Origin of the sequence: Xenorhabdus thuongxuanensis, from assembly GCF_001908095.1 — a bacterium.
Classification (GTDB): Bacteria; Pseudomonadota; Gammaproteobacteria; order Enterobacterales; family Enterobacteriaceae; genus Xenorhabdus; species Xenorhabdus thuongxuanensis.
In genome coordinates, this window is record NZ_MKGR01000007.1 from 117,436 (window position 1) to 133,331 (window position 15,896).

Sequence of the window (15,896 nt, forward strand, 5' to 3'; positions counted from 1 at the left end):
CTCCAAATTTATTTGGAAAATTATTAGCAATTAAGGAAACACATTCTCTTATGAAAGTGAATTTAATCCGAGTGGTTAAACCTGTTTGCGACATTTCTATTTTTATATCAGGATATATTTCCAGAATCTCATGAATGATGATTCAATATACTCCATAAAAATCACACAGCAATTTAACATAAAGCAGAAATTTGTCTTTTATGTTTTATTAAACATAAATCTGCATTTCTATATGGGAGAAAGAATATGCATAATCATTCAGTCATGATAGTTGATGATCATCCTATCATTCGTCACGGCTTAAAAGGGTTGATTGAATTAGAACGAGAACTCATTGTAACTGCCGAAACTGGCAATGGTGAAGACGCAATTAATATCGCTTGCCAAATAAAGCCTGATATTATTCTGATGGATGTAAAAATCCATGGCCTTTCAGGGATTGATACGATTAAATCTCTCCGCCGTAAAGGACTTGATTCCTATATCCTGGTACTCTCCGATTCAGATCACAGAAGTGATATTTACGATGCTGTTGACGCCGGTGCAAATGGTTACTTATTAAAAGAAATCGATCTCACTTCTCTACTGACTAACATAAAAAAAGCCATAGATGGTCATGCAGTGTTCAGTGAAAAAGTCCATCAATATTTATCCACCCGCCATCTTTATGTTGATCCGTTATCAAAATTAACCAAACGTGAATTAGATGTTTTAAAAGAAATTGCAGAAGGAATGACAAATAAAGAAATTGCTGACTTCCTTTTTATTTCTGAAGAAACGGTGAAAGTTCATACTCGTAACTTATTGAAAAAACTTAAATCACGTTCCCGTCTCGAAGCCACTATCATCTATCTAAAACACAGAAAAACAGAGTTCATTTAACATTGGATTGTTGCTTAACTTCCCAATACGAAACACAATTTCCCTCATTTTTGCCGATGGGGAAATTGTGAGTTATCAAGAGCTATAAATTAATTAAAAATAAATTAATTTCAAATGTAAATAAATAAGGATACTATTTACAAACAAATTATTTAAGATGCTACCAATTTTTTTGTCGATAATTTAAACATCCGCAACATCAATATTAGGAAGAAGTAGACAGAAAGTATGCGCAAAAACGCGTTATCTGGATAAAATAGTCAATTTCCCGCATTATGATGGATATGTTGAACAAGACAAAACTAAGGCACTCATCATGTCAAATACCACTTTTCACCCAGATACTATTTCTCACACAATTTCCATTCTCTACGGTATAAAAAATTGCGATACCATAAAAAAAGCGCGTCGTTGGTTAGAAGATCAAGGAATACCTTATCAATTTCATGATTATCGGGTTGATGGTCTATCCCCTGAGTTACTCCAATCATTTATTGAACATGTTGGCTGGGAATCTCTCCTGAATACCCGTGGCACAACGTGGCGAAAATTGCCCGACGAACAAAAAGCAGCCATTAACAATGCAGAAACTGCCAAGACACTCATGCTGGAGCACCCTTCAATCATAAAACGCCCTCTATTGGTTTCAAGCTCAGAAGGCTCAAAAAGCAAAGAAACAAAAAAGTATTTACTTGGTTTCAAAGCAGAACAATATCAACAATTTTTCTCGCATGACTAGATGATAAAGGAGAGCATCATGACCTGTCCGGTAATTGACCTTGCTCAGCAGTTAATTAAACGTCCTTCTGTCAGCCCAGATGATCAAGGTTGTCAGGAACTGCTTATCCAGCGCCTGCAAGACATTGGTTTCACAATAGAACGAATGCCTTTTGGCGATACCCTGAATTTCTGGGCTTATCGTGGAACCGGAGTAACTTTTGCCTTTGCTGGACACACTGATGTCGTTCCTGCCGGCGATATCTCACAATGGCAAACTCCACCTTTCGAGCCATCTATCCGTGATGGGATGCTGTATGGCCGTGGCGCCACAGATATGAAAGGCTCTCTGGCTGCAATGGTTGTTGCCGCTGAACGTTTTGTCGCAGAAAATCCTGAGCATAAAGGCCGTCTGGCTTTTCTGATCACCTCCGACGAAGAGGCAAAAGCGACTAACGGTACAATTAAGGTAATTGAAGAGTTAATGTCTCGCCATGAACGTTTGGATTATTGCTTGGTGGGAGAGCCATCTAGTCAGAAATGCCTTGGAGATATGATCAAAAACGGGCGGCGGGGATCACTAACTGCCAGCTTAACTATCTTTGGCACCCAAGGGCACGTTGCCTATCCACAGTTGGCAGATAATCCTATCCATCGTTCAATGCCTTTTCTGCAAGAACTCGTTAATACTAAGTGGGATAACGGTAATGAATTTTTCCCTGCCACAAGTATGCAAATCGCCAATATTCAGGCGGGAACCGGCAGTAATAACGTTATTCCTGGTAAACTGTGGGTTCAATTTAATTTCCGCTTTAGCACCGAATTGACAGATAGTGAGATCCGCCAACAGGTTGAAGAGATGCTGAAAAAGCATCACCTAAGATATGAGATTGACTGGTGGTTATCAGGACAGCCTTTCCTCACCTGTAAAGGAGCTCTTGTTGATACTGTAGTTGAATCCATTGAGCACCATTGTGGGTATAAACCAGAGCTATCAACCAGTGGCGGTACATCAGATGGACGTTTTATTGCCAGGATGGGAGCTCAGGTCGTGGAGCTGGGGCCAATTAACGCCACCATCCATAAAACAAATGAATGTGTCAGAGTATCTGATTTACAAGAATTGAGCCTGATTTATCAACGTATCATGGAGCAATTAATCAAATGATGACACCTGAAGCTTTGACTGGCCTATCTACCGATCATCTGGTCACCCTTACCGGCAATCACCGTTTGCAGTTTAATGCTACCAAAGCGTTTCTTGCCATGCAGAAAGAGGCAGCCAAAGCAGGTTTTAAGCTACAACCTGCCAGCTCGTTCCGTGATTTCACCCGCCAACAAATTATCTGGAATGAAAAATTCCGTGGTCAGCGCCCAGTATTAGATGATAATAGCCAGCCTCTTAATATCTCGAAAATGGATGAAGAGGAACTTTGTGAAGCTATTCTCCGCTGGTCAGCTCTGCCAGGAGCAAGCCGCCATCATTGGGGTACGGAGCTGGATATTTATGATCCCTTTCTGCTACCAGAAGGTAAAAAATTGCAGCTAGAGCCGTGGGAGTATGAAAACGAAGGGTACTTTGAGCCATTAACCCATTGGCTGACAGAAAACATGTCTCACTATGATTTTTACCGTCCCTTCACGCGCCACGATGCTGGCGTAGCTTATGAACCCTGGCATATCAGCTATTGGCCATTAGCCCATGAAGCCGCAAATTTATTCGATGAACAAGTTCTATTGAATGCTTGGGAAGATCGTGATATTGCCGGCATAAACTGGTTAAAAACCAATCTATCCTATATATTTGAAAAATACATTAGGATAATAGATTAAGAAAACTATAAATCAGGTAAATATACAGATCAGCAGAAATAACACATTAGGCTCCGAGCCTCATGGAAGAGGCTCTTAACATTCTGAGGAAAATACCATGCATTGGTTGATAGATTATTGGTGGGTTGTTCTGTTAGTGCTCGTCGGCATTATTGTCAATGCAGTAAAAGCACTAAGTCGCGTCGATAAGAAATCTTTCTTAGATAACAAACCCGAATTGCCCCCGCACCGAGATCTTAATGATCAATGGGATGATGAGGATGATTGGCCGCAGCGGGATCACAAGAAATAACCCAATCTCTCCAGTGCTTGGCAAGTATTTTATCGATACTTGCCAATGCACTCGCAGCCTCTTCACGCCAGTATTTTAATAGGGCTTTACGGCCACTCAGCGATAAGTCACTGACACATTGTTCGATACTTAGCCGCTGTTGAAGATGCTTTCTCAATGCAGGCAAGGCCAAATTACTCTTCAATAATAATCTCTGTAATGCAAAATAAGACGCTGACAGAGGACGCTGAGCAAATGCAAACCCAGCCAATTCCTGCCAATCATTGTCATTGAGTCGTTCATCACTATCATACTCAACTGGCAAAGCAAAGCCGAGTGACGATTCTAATTCTTTGGCATCTCTGGATAATCGCTGTTGTGCGGATTGTGCAAATCGTTCTCCCTGCTCACTCAAAGGCAAAACAGCCATCGCTGTATAACAACCACTACTCGCTTCTCGGTGAGTTCCCATTCTTACCAGGCGAAAACCACATTTTTGCCAAAGAACCCACAGATCAGCGGTATAACCAAAACTGACAGAGATGAAATCCAGCTTTTGTTTACTAGCTTCCTGACATTGCTGAATTATCAAATGTTGTGCGATACCCCGACGGCGATATTGAGCTTGCACAGCAATGCGGCTAATTCGCTGTGATCGCAAAGTGGCAGCTTGCGGAAAACCGCCATGTGCCGCCAGGGATTGAGCCACTAAATTGCCTCTTGGCCGCCGACGTCCTGCCCAGATTTCATGTGCTAATGTCTGTGACAAACCACCTTCATTCACCATCCATAAAGCGCCAATCAATTGTTGCTTATGTTCTGGATAACCAGAAAGGGCAGCCCAAAATGTCATTCCGTTACCATCCATTAATCGCCGCAGATCAAGGGGAGATGTACGGTAATGTGCACTGGTTAATAAGCCATAAAATTGGCGCAATAATGTGGAGTGTTGTAACCATTCAGGCTGACATATCGGGTGAAAATGTAATTCTTCTGCGTTTAATGGTGTGTCATAAACGAGCGGTTTATCATCGAATAACATAGCGCTATCCAGCCACGCTTCTAATGGATCATTTTCAGCCCAGCGCATAGGGGTTTTTAATTCACGAATATGACAATCAGGCAATTCAGCACAGAGTTTCAACAAAAAACCGCGTCCCGTTCCCTCATAACCCTGGACCGTTGAGGTCAACAACATTCGTGGAAAATAGCGGATCAATTCTGCTAATTGTGGTGTTGGGATCGCGGCTGCTTCGTCAATCAATAACCAATCAGCATCGCTTTTATTTTCCTGTTTACCTTTTTTCGCTCGGCAATATTTCAACAAATGGTCTACTGACCAAAAAGGCGTTTCTTGTTCCAAAGACTTCTGCTCAACAGAATCTGGGATACCGGAGTAACGTCGAATAACTTCTGTGGTTATTTTGGCAGGGGCACATAGCCAGCATTTTCCTTGCCAATATCGCACTAACATTCCTGCCAGAGCCGACTTTCCCCGCCCTCGAGGTGCGGTGATCACCCAAACGCCTCGTGTGGCCTGTAACAATTCGTCAAGAATAGATTGTTGGCTTACCGTTGGGTTGCCATCAGGTATCTGCCACGCTCCGGTTACTGGCAATGGCAGTATCTGAGATATCTGAAAAGGTATTTCCTGACGCCATAATAATACTTCAGGAAATGCAAGGATTTGCTGCTGAATATGGCGAATAAAATTAGGCGTCGAAATAATGCCTGCCGACTCATTCCAACGCAAACTATCTTCATCAGGCTGTTCTGGCCATTGTGACCAGGCTGGTACACGCATCACCAACCAGCTTCCCGCTTTTAGTGTACCAGCCAGTATCGCCAATGCTTCAGCATTAATCCCTTGAGTGGCATCAAAAATACCATGCAAGAATTCACGCCCAAGTAAGCTGACGGCTTTTGTTGGATCAATAGCACCAGACATATGGGTTGAAACCGTTAGCCAATCCCCTTGAAACTGTTTTGTTAGCTGATTGACAATCAATTCACTCCATTGCGGATCACCACTCAAAACAATTAAACGGCGCTGTCCCTGTTGTTGCATTTGTGCCTGCAACACTGCCCATAAGCTATACATAGTACGAACTATCCATATAATGAACTGTATAACATGTGAAATATCTGATGGTTAAAATGGCTACCCTCATTGTCACGATTTACCAATCATGAGTGATAAAATGCCAGCGGCAATCAGAGGGCCTACCGGAACCCCCTTAAATAGGGCCACTCCCAATACAGTGCCGACCAATAATCCAGCCACGGTAGAAGGCTGGCCAGACATTAAAGTCACACCACGGCTTCCCAGCCATGACACAAGGACACCAACAACAATAGCCAACAGTGATTTCCAATTTAAGAACGAGCTAAAAATTTCCTGGGTGGATATTTTCCCGCTTGCGATAGGTGCCATGACTCCTACAGTCAGAATCAGGATACCTATCGTCAAGCCGTACTTTTCCACCCAAGGGAAAAACTGATTCAATGGTGTGATACGAACTACCAATAGAAATAACATGGCAAGTGTCACTGTCATGTTATGACTGATGATACCGAGCCCTGCAAGCACGAGCAAAATAAGCAAAGTAGGATCGACATGACTCATAAATTTTTATTTCCTGTAAACTCCAATAGAACAATGTTTGATTGTTTTTAAACCAAACAGCATAAATTCTGGCATGGAAAAGATGATAACTTAAAATTTTTACACTTAATCAAAAATATTCATAAAGAGCCCCCAAATTGGGTAATAGCGTAGTTACAGGTAGTTTGTTAACATTCTTGCTTTAAACAATAACATTGATAAATAATTACTCATACAAATCAAGACGCAACCTTGTTTCTTGATAGTGTACTCTTTAGACACCAACATTTTTTACCAAGGTGAATGCAGAAAGGTTGTAAGAAGCGACTTGCAGCTAATATGTGTTCATATAAGCGATATGAATATGAAAAAATTAACCTCCTCCATAATAATCTGTATCTCCTTAGCAGGTTGCACCACTCAATGGGTACCTGCAACCAGTAATCCTGTCCCTTTCAGCGAAGCAAAAGTTGAATGCAGATTATCAGCATTACAACAATTTCCTATTAAAAATGAAGTTGCCCAAAGATCAACACTGAAAATGGTGCAGCAACCTTGTATCAATAAAGAGCAATGTGGAAAAAATGGTTACTACAGTCAAAATGTTCCCATGGTTGAAAGCTATGTGACGGATGTCAATGAGGGTTCTAGAAGTGAATTTTATTACGACTGTATGCACCAAAAGGGCTGGAAACAAATAACTAAATCCCTACTTTAAAGTTTATTCAACGTGCAAAACAGGGACAGGATGCCCTTTTGATTATCGGAGCATCCTGCCTATTTTAGATTATATTTTTTAAGTAATCGTTTGCGTCACTAGTCTAAAATAACACCAATACGGCGCGCAACTTCTTCATACGCTTCAATCAGGCCACCAAGACTTTGGCGAAAACGATCTTTATCCATTTTATCCATCGTCAGTTTATCCCATAAGCGGCTACCATCCGGTGAAAATTCATCTCCCAATATGACCTTACCCTTGAACAAACCAAATTCCAACTTAAAATCCACCAGAATTAAACCCGCATCGTCAAACAGCTTGCTCAATACTTCATTGGCCTTATAGCTCAGGCGTTTCATTTCAGATAAGTGCTCTTTGCTCACCCAACCGAATGTCTCACAATAAGATTCATTAACCATAGGATCGTGTTTGGCATCATCTTTCAGAAACAGGTCAAACAATGGCGGATTCAGCACTATTCCCTCTTCCACTCCCAAACGCTTAACCAGAGAACCTGCGGCACGGTTACGAATAACACATTCAACAGGCACCATATCTAGTTTTTTCACCAAGGATTCATTATCTGACAACAGTTGTTCCATTTGCGTAGGAATACCCGCTTCTTCCAGTTTTTTCATAATGAAATGATTGAATTTATTATTTACCATTCCCTTGCGATCGAACTGTTCGATGCGTTCACCATCCAATGCTGATGTATCATTACGGAATTCCAGTACCAGTAAATCAGGATTATCAGTGGTATACACTGTTTTTGCTTTTCCACGATACAACTCAGCTTTCTTCTGCATTTTACACTCCAGAAATATGACATCTTTAAACGTAAAGAATTAAACAAAAAACGCACCAAAAATATAAAGGGGCCTGGGCCCCTTTATATATTACTTATCTTTGGATTGGCTAAATACGGCTTCCAGCGCAGCCACCATTTGATCATTTTCAGATTGAGTCAATGGCTTGCCTTTGTCGCTGATAAATTGCAGGCTGCTTCGGTTATCCAAATCACCCACCTGTAACTTGTAATTTCCTTCGCTGATAGAAGGCGCTTCTACCCCTATTGCTTTCCAATCAGAGGAACTGCGTCCTTTATAAGTCACCGCTATTGCGCCTGTGGAACGTGTACGATCCGTGACTTCCATGCCTATGCTATCCAACACGTATGGCAATCTGTTCCAGACCACGTTATAGGGTGCACGCACGATGATCTGCGGCAATCCAGTATTATCACTACCACTTTGTACAGATAATGGACCGGAATTTTTAGCACTGCTCAGGCTCGCAGCTTCTTGTTGCTGGCTTAAGTCACCCGCCAATTTGTTAAGCATCACAACATTATAACGCTGGATTTGTACCGGATCGGTAATTTCCTTTTCTCCCTGTTTCAAACCTTCATTCGCAACAGATAGCGCTATTTGGTAATCATGTTTAGTAACTGAAATACGGTAACGCCCCTGATAAGGAACATTTTCATCTGCCCGTTGCCATGTAATCCAATCTGTCTCTAGGGTTTGTGCTGCATCATCTTTATGGCTGATTTTATACCCTTTTCCCACCAACAGATTGTTTATCTGAGACCATAAATCACTGTATTCCGGAGTATTTTCAAGCAACAACTTACTGCTGTTAGCACTATTTTCAACGCGGGAACCCGTCAACAAGGCAAGAGCTTGCAACGGAGGACGTATATCCAAATCTTCACCCACAGCCCCCGTTGCCGTTGTTGTCGGAATATTATACTCACCATTTTGCAGCGGTAATGTCATTCCCGCGGGGACGTTCAATAGTTTCATTGGAGGCGTGTCAAGATAGGATTGATCCCCGCCTACTTGGCGTTTATAGCGCTGATCACTGGAGCAGGCAGCTAAAAAAACTACCAATGACAGACCAGCAATCTTCATGACCTTCGATTTTTGCAATAATGTTGCCATTAAAATTCCCTAAAATTTTACAGTAATCCAGCTATTTTCAAGGCACTACCAACTGGAATTTGCCCTTCCTGCGTTAGCGGAACCATTGGCAAACGCAATGTATCATCGGCAATCAATCCCAATTGACGGCAAGCCCACTTAACTGGCGTCGGGCTAGGTTCAACAAATAATTGATGATGCAATTCCATCAGTCGGCTGTTCAGTTCACGAGCTTGCAAAAATTCACCTTGCTCAGCCAATTCACACACCTGTGCCATTTCCGCTGCCGCAACATTTGCAGTGACAGAAATAACCCCTTTACCACCAAGCTGCATGAAATCGACAAAACTTGCATCATCACCACTTAGAAGAATGAAATCTTCATCACTAATCAATGCTTGGATCTGACTAACACGACTTAAGTTCCCTGTCGCTTCCTTAAGCGCAACAATATTTTTCAGCTTCGCCAAACGAGCGACAGTCGGTGGCAATAAATCACATCCGGTACGAGATGGCACATTATACAGAATTTGTGGTAAGTCAGTATTCTCAGCTATTGCCTTATAGTGCAAATATAAACCTTCCTGTGAGGGTCTATTATAATAAGGTGTGACTGACAGGCAACCCACAACCCCCGTGTTTTCGAAACGGTTAGTCAAAGAAATGGCTTCTGCTGTAGCGTTTGCCCCTGTTCCTGCAATCACCGGAATACGCCCATCAGCCATGTCCAGTGTTGTCAGTACAACATCAACGTGTTCGTCATGGTTAAGTGTTGCACACTCGCCTGTTGTTCCAACAGACACAATCGCAGATGTGCCACTGGCGATATGATAATTAACCAATTTTTTCAAGCTGGCCTTATCAATCTGACCCACTGAGTCCATCGGAGTTATCAATGCAACTATACTGCCTGTAAAACCAGAATGATTGCTTACCATTGCCATTTCCCCTTAGTTAAGCCTAAAACTGCAAATGAGAAGTTCATGGTACTTTCTTGTTATACAGAAGAAAACTCTTTAACCACACGATTTCAATGAATTTTATTAATATCAAGTGTAGCTAATTAAACAGAAATTATAATTTTGATCTCTTAACAAATGCAATTGACCTTCTCTTGATCATTTTTTATGTTAAAACACAACATATACAGCAAACACCAACTAAAACTAAAGGAAAATCACTTTGCCAACATCAGAACCGCATTTTTTAGTGATCACTGCCCTAGGCACCGATCGTCCTGGCATCGTCAATACCATTACCCGCCTCGTCAGTACATGTGGCTGTAATATTGAAGACAGCCGTTTGGCAATGTTTGGCGAAGAATTTACTTTTATCATGTTGCTATCTGGTAGCTGGAACGCCATTACTTTGATCGAATCTACCTTGCCGCAGAAGGGCGCAGAACTTGAATTACTCATAGTAATGAAACGTACCCGATACGGTGTTCAGAAAAAATTTCCTTCGACCATCACCGTTAAGGTAGATGTAGATGATTCACCAGGAATTGTTGAGCGTTTTACCAGTTTATTCACGACCCAAGATCTTAATATCGCGGAGCTGATATCAAAAACTCACCCAGCCGAAGAAAATCATCCTGCTCGCTTGCAAATCCAAATCACTGGTCACAACCCAGTTGATGATAATGGCACGATATTTAAAGAAAATTTTCATCACCTATGTACAGAATTAAATGCACAAGGCAGTATTAGCGTACAAGATCATCTAAATCAAAACGATTAAACGGAGAATAAGTGATGAGTCCATTGAAAGCCGGTGATAAGGCCCCCCAATTCAGCCTTCCTGACCAAGATGGCGAGCCCATTAATTTATCTGACTTCAAAGGTCAACGTGTCTTAGTCTATTTTTATCCCAAAGCAATGACACCAGGCTGCACAGTTCAAGCGTGTAGCTTACGTGATTCGATAGATGAACTGAAAAGTGCTAATGTTGAAGTACTGGGTATTAGCACAGATGCACCAGAAAAATTATCCCGCTTTGTAGAAAAAGAGAGGCTAAATTTCACACTGCTTTCTGACATTGACCATCAAGTTGCTGAACAATTTGGGGTGTGGGGAGAAAAGCAGTTCATGGGGAAAATCTATGATGGCATCCATCGCATCAGTTTCTTAATTAATCCACAAGGTGAAATTGAACACGTTTTTAATAAATTCAAAACCAGTGATCACCACCAAGTGGTATTGGATTACCTGAGCCAACATTAATTGTCAGCATAGACACAACCAAGTTTGAGTTGCCGCTTTATTGGTTGAGCGGCAACTCAATTTATTCGTTTGGTATTTATTCTATTGTATCGTTATTCAAAAAAACCTAAACATTCTCCGCTGCAAGTATCTATAATATTGGTTGTTATCATTCTTTTTCCTCCCATTTTTCTTCCTACCAGGCACGAATAACGGCTTTGATATGAGTATTTTTCACTAAAATTTATTATGATTAATAGTTTTAAGGTACTCTTTGTCATAAAAGTATTCATGAAATTGATAGCTAAAACGGAGCACACTATTTTATGAGAATCGCTTTATGAGAAAAACACCCAGAAAATCTTTGATAACTATTTTTATCAGCCTGTTGTTATTGGGGAACCCTCCTGTATTCTCTGCACCGGCTGAAGATTCACTACCTGATATCGGCACAACAGCGGGAGCAACCCTCAGCATCAACCAGGAAATGGCTATGGGTGATTTATATATACGCTCGATAAGAGCCCAAGCTCCTCTGATTTATGATCCTCTGCTAACTCAATATATTAATCAATTAGGCCAAAAATTAGTCACCCACGCCGATTCAGTCAAAACACCTTTCCATTTTTATCTGGTAGATAACCCTAATATTAACGCCCTCGCATTTTTTGGTGGTAATGTTGTTCTTCATTCGGGGCTATTTCGCTATAGTAACAATGAAAGTGAACTGGCATCTGTCATGGCTCATGAGATTTCCCATATTACACAGCGGCATTTAGCACGATGGATAGAAGAACAAAAACGTACCAGCCCTCTGGCATGGACCGGCACATTGGGCGCTATTTTGCTTATGATAGCTAATCCACAAGCCGGCATGGCCGCACTCAGCGGCACACTGGCAGGCGTCCAACAAGGCATGATCAGTTTTACCCAATCGAATGAGCAAGAAGCCGATCGTATTGGAATACAAACGCTCAGTCGAGCGGGATTTGATCCACACGGCATGCCTGATTTTATGCAAGTACTCGTAGATCAATCTCGCTATAGCTCCAAACTGCCTGAAATGCTATACACTCACCCATTACCTGCCAGCCGTTTGGCTGACGCCCGTAATCGGGCAAATCAATATCCAACTAAAGCGGTTTCAGAATCCCAAGACTTTCTGTTCGCCCGTGTCCGTATTTTAACAATGTATTCAACTGATCAACGTCCCTATATTGATCAATGGCTAAAGAAATACAGTCAGGGAACCGCTAAAGAACAGCTTGCTGCGGCCTATGGACGTGCTATTTTGCTTTCTGAAGATAAAAAGTATGCCGAAGCCAGGGCAATACTCTCTCCATTGCTAGATAAACAACCGGATAATATTTGGTTTATTGATACCATGACGGATATTGATATCGGACAAAAACAGTATACCAACGCCATCGCTCGCTTACAGGATGCACTCAAGAAACTGAAAAACAACCCGGTATTGCAAATTAACCTCGCAAATACCTATCTTATGGATAAAAAGTATTCTCAGGCATCACAACTTCTGTTTCGTTATACTTTCAATAATCCTAATGATCTTACTGGCTGGATATTGTTAAGAAAAGCTGCAGGATCGCAGGGAAAGCACAATGATGAACTAGCCGCCTATGCGGAAATCATGGCACTGCAAGGTAATTTTGACTCCGCTATAGAACAACTTAGCAAAGCCAGTGCGTTGGCCAAATTGGGTAGTTATGAACAAAAGCGCTATGATGCTCGTATTGATCAATTGCGCCAACTGCAACAAAGTTATGACCAATATAAAAAATAAAGGATTTTTTACATGCAAAATCTTGATACACGAAAAGTGATGTTTTACCACAATCCTCGCTGTTCAAAGAGCCGTGAAACCCTTAAACTGATTGAAGAACTCGGTATTACACCGGAAATCATTCACTATCTTGATACACCACCTACAGCAGAACAGCTTGCCGTACTGTTACAACAGCTCGGTTTCAAAGATGCCCGCCAATTAATGCGTACTAAAGAAGCACTCTATAAAGAATTAAACCTGAATGATACCACATTATCCCAAGACGCATTGCTCCAGGCGATGGCTGAAAATCCTAAATTGATAGAACGTCCGATTGTTGCTGTTGGTGATAAGGCTCGTTTGGGACGCCCCCCTGAACAAGTTAAAGAAATTCTGCTGTAACTATTTTTCAATCAGAACGTTTTCAATAAAAAAGTGACAGAAATATATTCTCTATCACTTTTTTATTCTGATCTCGTTTCCTTACTGCTTTATTCACTCAAAGCTCAAGAATATCCTTTACAAACGGGATCGTGAGTTTGCGTTGTGCCACAATAGAAGCCCGATCAAGCTCATCCAAGGTTCTGAACAACGTTTGCATTTCCCTATCGAGCCGCTTTAACACAAAACGCCCCACATCCTCAGGCAATTCAAAACCCCGTAATTTTGCCCGTAGTTGCAATGCCTGGATTTTCTCATCATCTGACAGAGGTTGTAATTTGTAAATTTGTCCCCAATCCAAACGAGATGCCAAATCCGGTAGCGTCAGATTAATTTGCCGTGGAGGACGATCACCTGTGATTAAAAGACAAGTTCGGCCAATTTCTACAATACGGTTGTATAGATTGAAAATAGCCATTTCCCATTCTTGATCACCCGCAATACACTCAATATTATCGATGCACACTAATGATAAGTGTTCCATACCATCAAGGACTTCCGGGACAAAATAGGCGCGCTTATCCAGTGGCACATACCCTACAGCTTCTCCCTGTTGGGATAATTCGGCACAAGCTGCATGAAGCAAATGGCTCTTACCCCCGCCATCACGGGACCAAAAATAGATATAACTGCCGTGTGACTGACTAATAGCCAATTTTATTGCAGCTAATAAGGAAGTATTCTCACCTGCAAAGAAACTGGCAAAAGTTTCATCATCGGGCAAATATAATGGTAATGAAAGCTGCGACGGTGTATTCAGAAGCACCTCAAACAGAATGGATAACGAACAGTGCTAAGTCTACCACAAAAAGTCTCTATAAATGAAACGAATGCTTTGTTTAAAGTAGGAGATTATCATCAAAGCATATCTCCTCATAAAATGGATAGATTACGACCAGTAACAAAACTATCCCTATTTCTTGCGCAAGCTAGAAATAATCTGCCCTAGAATAAAAACTCTTATATTTGATAATCTCATACTATCAATAGTCAATATTGACAATAGTAAAAAGTAAAAACCAAGAGTAAAAATATATTGTATTGCCAAAGATTTTAACTTATCTCTCTTAAGTTATTTTCAATAGCGATTGACAACAGATATTATTGGTAAAGGAAAAACTTATCGCTATAAATGACAAAGTAAAATGATAGAGGAAATAATTTTTTAAAATAGAAAGGGATTTTTAAAAAACCCTTTCCAATAAATTTCTTAATGTCTTTTATTCTACTACTTCACTCTTCTTATCATTTCTAATTGATTCCACAGAAGAGTTAATATATGGCTCTTCTGGCCGGATGAAGCTTATCAGTTTAAAAAACAGACTTAAACCAATCCCCACAACAGTTGCAAGCGCCATACCCTTCAATTCTGCCGAACCAATCTGAATTTTCGCTCCGCTGACACCAATAATCAAAATAATGGAGGTCAGGATCAGGTTCTGTGCCCTACTGTAATCAACTTTCGAATCAATCAGAACTCGAATGCCTGATGCACCAATCACACCATACAGTAACAGGGAAACACCTCCCATCACTGGGATTGGGATCATTTGGATAGCTGCCGCCAATTTACCAACGCAGGAAAGTAATATTGCCATCACCGCAGCGCCACCAATCACCCATGTGCTGTATACACGGGTAAGTGCCATAACACCAATATTTTCACCATAAGTCGTGTTAGGTGTTGAACCAAAGAAACCCGAAATCATCGTTGAAAAACCATTGGCAAACATTGAGCGGTGCAAACCTGGGTTTTTCAATAAATCTTTCTGCACGATATTTGCCGTTACCACTAAGTGCCCAACATGTTCTGCAATAACCACCAGCGCAGCAGGTAAAATTGTCATAATGGCAAACCATTCAAAACGCGGTGTATAGAATGTAGGCAATGCAAACCACGGCGCTTCACGTATTGGAGTTAAATCTACAACTCCCATAAAAAATGACAGCACATATCCTACCAAAACACCAATCAGAATCGGAATAATCGCCATAAAACCACGGAATATTACCGATCCCAAGATGGTCACGCCCAACGTAACCATAGATATGGTCAGGTTGGTCATATTAATTTCAGTGCCTGCTGTTGGACGCAATCCCGCCATATCAGCAGCAACACCTGCCAATTCCAGGCCAATCACGGCAACAATGGCTCCCATCGCTGCCGGAGGAAACATCACATTGATCCATCCCCTTCCTGCAACTTTTACAAGCAGGGCAACCAAACAAAACAACAAACCGCAGACAATAAATCCACCTAATGCCAATTCATATCCCAAAGGCAGTAACAACAATACAGGCGAAATAAAAGCAAAGCTGGAACCTAAATAAGCCGGAATTCTTCCTTTACAAATCACCAAATACAGTAATGTTCCAATGCCATTGAACAACAAAATTGTCGCAGGATTCACTTTAAGTAAAAATCCGCCTTCATAGAAGGCGGCTTTGATTTCGCCCCAGAGGGGCGTTACTAGTTCAGACTCTGAGAGCCTTCACTTCACATCCCTTTTAACG

Annotated in this window: 16 protein-coding genes and 1 pseudogene; 10 read left to right on the top strand and 7 right to left on the bottom strand. The window is 41.3% G+C overall.

Features of this window, described 5'->3' with window-relative positions; genetic code table 11:
- Positions 1–246 precede the first annotated feature (246 nt).
- The 5 genes from Xentx_RS06845 to Xentx_RS06865 all read left to right on the top strand — a co-directional run bounded on the left by Xentx_RS06845 (position 247) and on the right by Xentx_RS06865 (position 3,724).
- Positions 247–882, top strand: a complete 636-nt coding sequence (locus tag Xentx_RS06845; protein ID WP_074019518.1) for a response regulator — start codon at positions 247–249, stop codon at positions 880–882.
- Between the two features lie 316 nt (positions 883–1,198).
- Complete coding sequence (locus Xentx_RS06850) at positions 1,199–1,621, top strand: ArsC family reductase (protein ID WP_074019519.1); 423 nt, start codon at positions 1,199–1,201, stop codon at positions 1,619–1,621.
- A gap of 18 nt (positions 1,622–1,639) precedes the next feature.
- Positions 1,640–2,767, top strand: a complete 1,128-nt coding sequence (gene dapE, locus Xentx_RS06855) for a succinyl-diaminopimelate desuccinylase (protein WP_074019520.1) — start codon at positions 1,640–1,642, stop codon at positions 2,765–2,767.
- Positions 2,764–3,432, top strand: coding sequence for a M15 family metallopeptidase (locus Xentx_RS06860; RefSeq protein WP_074019521.1), 669 nt, complete (start codon positions 2,764–2,766; stop codon positions 3,430–3,432). Before dapE ends, Xentx_RS06860 begins: the two co-directional genes overlap by 4 nt.
- Positions 3,433–3,529: 97 nt before the next feature.
- Positions 3,530–3,724: a YpfN family protein gene (locus Xentx_RS06865; protein ID WP_074019522.1), complete on the top strand. Its 195-nt coding sequence runs from the start codon at positions 3,530–3,532 to the stop codon at positions 3,722–3,724.
- Here the strand turns inward: Xentx_RS06865 and Xentx_RS06870 are convergent.
- Both Xentx_RS06870 and Xentx_RS06875 read right to left on the bottom strand, forming a co-directional pair.
- Complete coding sequence (locus tag Xentx_RS06870; protein WP_074019523.1) at positions 3,669–5,804, bottom strand: tRNA(Met) cytidine acetyltransferase TmcA; 2,136 nt, start codon at positions 5,802–5,804, stop codon at positions 3,669–3,671. The two genes, Xentx_RS06865 and Xentx_RS06870, sit on opposite strands and share 56 nt — an antisense overlap.
- A 72-nt stretch (positions 5,805–5,876) precedes the next feature.
- A complete protein-coding gene (locus Xentx_RS06875; RefSeq protein ID WP_074019524.1) occupies positions 5,877–6,329 on the bottom strand; it encodes a DUF441 domain-containing protein in 453 nt (150 codons plus the stop codon).
- Positions 6,330–6,672: 343 nt separating this feature from the next.
- Here Xentx_RS06875 and Xentx_RS06880 point away from each other — a divergent pair, with 343 nt between their 5' ends.
- Positions 6,673–7,026 (top strand): hypothetical protein, encoded by a 354-nt coding sequence (locus Xentx_RS06880; RefSeq protein WP_139292442.1) that lies wholly within the window; start codon positions 6,673–6,675, stop codon positions 7,024–7,026.
- A 98-nt stretch (positions 7,027–7,124) separates the two neighbouring features.
- On the opposite strand, the gene purC is transcribed toward Xentx_RS06880, so the two are convergent.
- The 3 genes from purC to dapA form a co-directional block, all read right to left on the bottom strand.
- Positions 7,125–7,838, bottom strand: a complete 714-nt coding sequence (purC, locus tag Xentx_RS06885; protein ID WP_074019525.1) for a phosphoribosylaminoimidazolesuccinocarboxamide synthase — start codon at positions 7,836–7,838, stop codon at positions 7,125–7,127.
- A 90-nt stretch (positions 7,839–7,928) separates the two neighbouring features.
- On the bottom strand, positions 7,929–8,975 hold the full coding sequence (bamC, locus tag Xentx_RS06890; RefSeq protein ID WP_074019526.1) for an outer membrane protein assembly factor BamC: 1,047 nt from the start codon (positions 8,973–8,975) through the stop codon (positions 7,929–7,931).
- 17 nt (positions 8,976–8,992) lie between these two features.
- Positions 8,993–9,892, bottom strand: coding sequence for a 4-hydroxy-tetrahydrodipicolinate synthase (dapA, locus tag Xentx_RS06895; protein ID WP_074019527.1), 900 nt, complete (start codon positions 9,890–9,892; stop codon positions 8,993–8,995).
- 244 nt (positions 9,893–10,136) lie between these two features.
- Between dapA and Xentx_RS06900 the strand changes: the two genes are divergently transcribed.
- The 4 genes from Xentx_RS06900 to arsC all read left to right on the top strand — a co-directional run bounded on the left by Xentx_RS06900 (position 10,137) and on the right by arsC (position 13,343).
- Positions 10,137–10,694, top strand: coding sequence for a glycine cleavage system transcriptional repressor (locus Xentx_RS06900; protein WP_074019528.1), 558 nt, complete (start codon positions 10,137–10,139; stop codon positions 10,692–10,694).
- Positions 10,695–10,708: 14 nt separating this feature from the next.
- Positions 10,709–11,176, top strand: coding sequence for a thioredoxin-dependent thiol peroxidase (bcp, locus tag Xentx_RS06905; RefSeq protein WP_074019529.1), 468 nt, complete (start codon positions 10,709–10,711; stop codon positions 11,174–11,176).
- Positions 11,177–11,495: 319 nt separating this feature from the next.
- Positions 11,496–12,959 (top strand): beta-barrel assembly-enhancing protease, encoded by a 1,464-nt coding sequence (gene bepA, locus Xentx_RS06910; RefSeq protein ID WP_074019530.1) that lies wholly within the window; start codon positions 11,496–11,498, stop codon positions 12,957–12,959.
- A 12-nt stretch (positions 12,960–12,971) separates the two neighbouring features.
- Entirely contained in the window at positions 12,972–13,343 is a 372-nt protein-coding gene (arsC, locus tag Xentx_RS06915; RefSeq protein ID WP_074019531.1) for an arsenate reductase (glutaredoxin), read from the top strand.
- Between the two features lie 97 nt (positions 13,344–13,440).
- Here arsC and hda read toward each other — a convergent pair whose 3' ends face one another.
- Positions 13,441–14,148 (bottom strand): DnaA inactivator Hda, encoded by a 708-nt coding sequence (gene hda / locus Xentx_RS06920; RefSeq protein ID WP_074019532.1) that lies wholly within the window; start codon positions 14,146–14,148, stop codon positions 13,441–13,443.
- Between the two features lie 454 nt (positions 14,149–14,602).
- A pseudogene (gene uraA, locus Xentx_RS06925) lies at positions 14,603–15,802 on the bottom strand (uracil permease); the annotation flags it as partial.
- Positions 15,803–15,896: the final 94 nt, after the last annotated feature.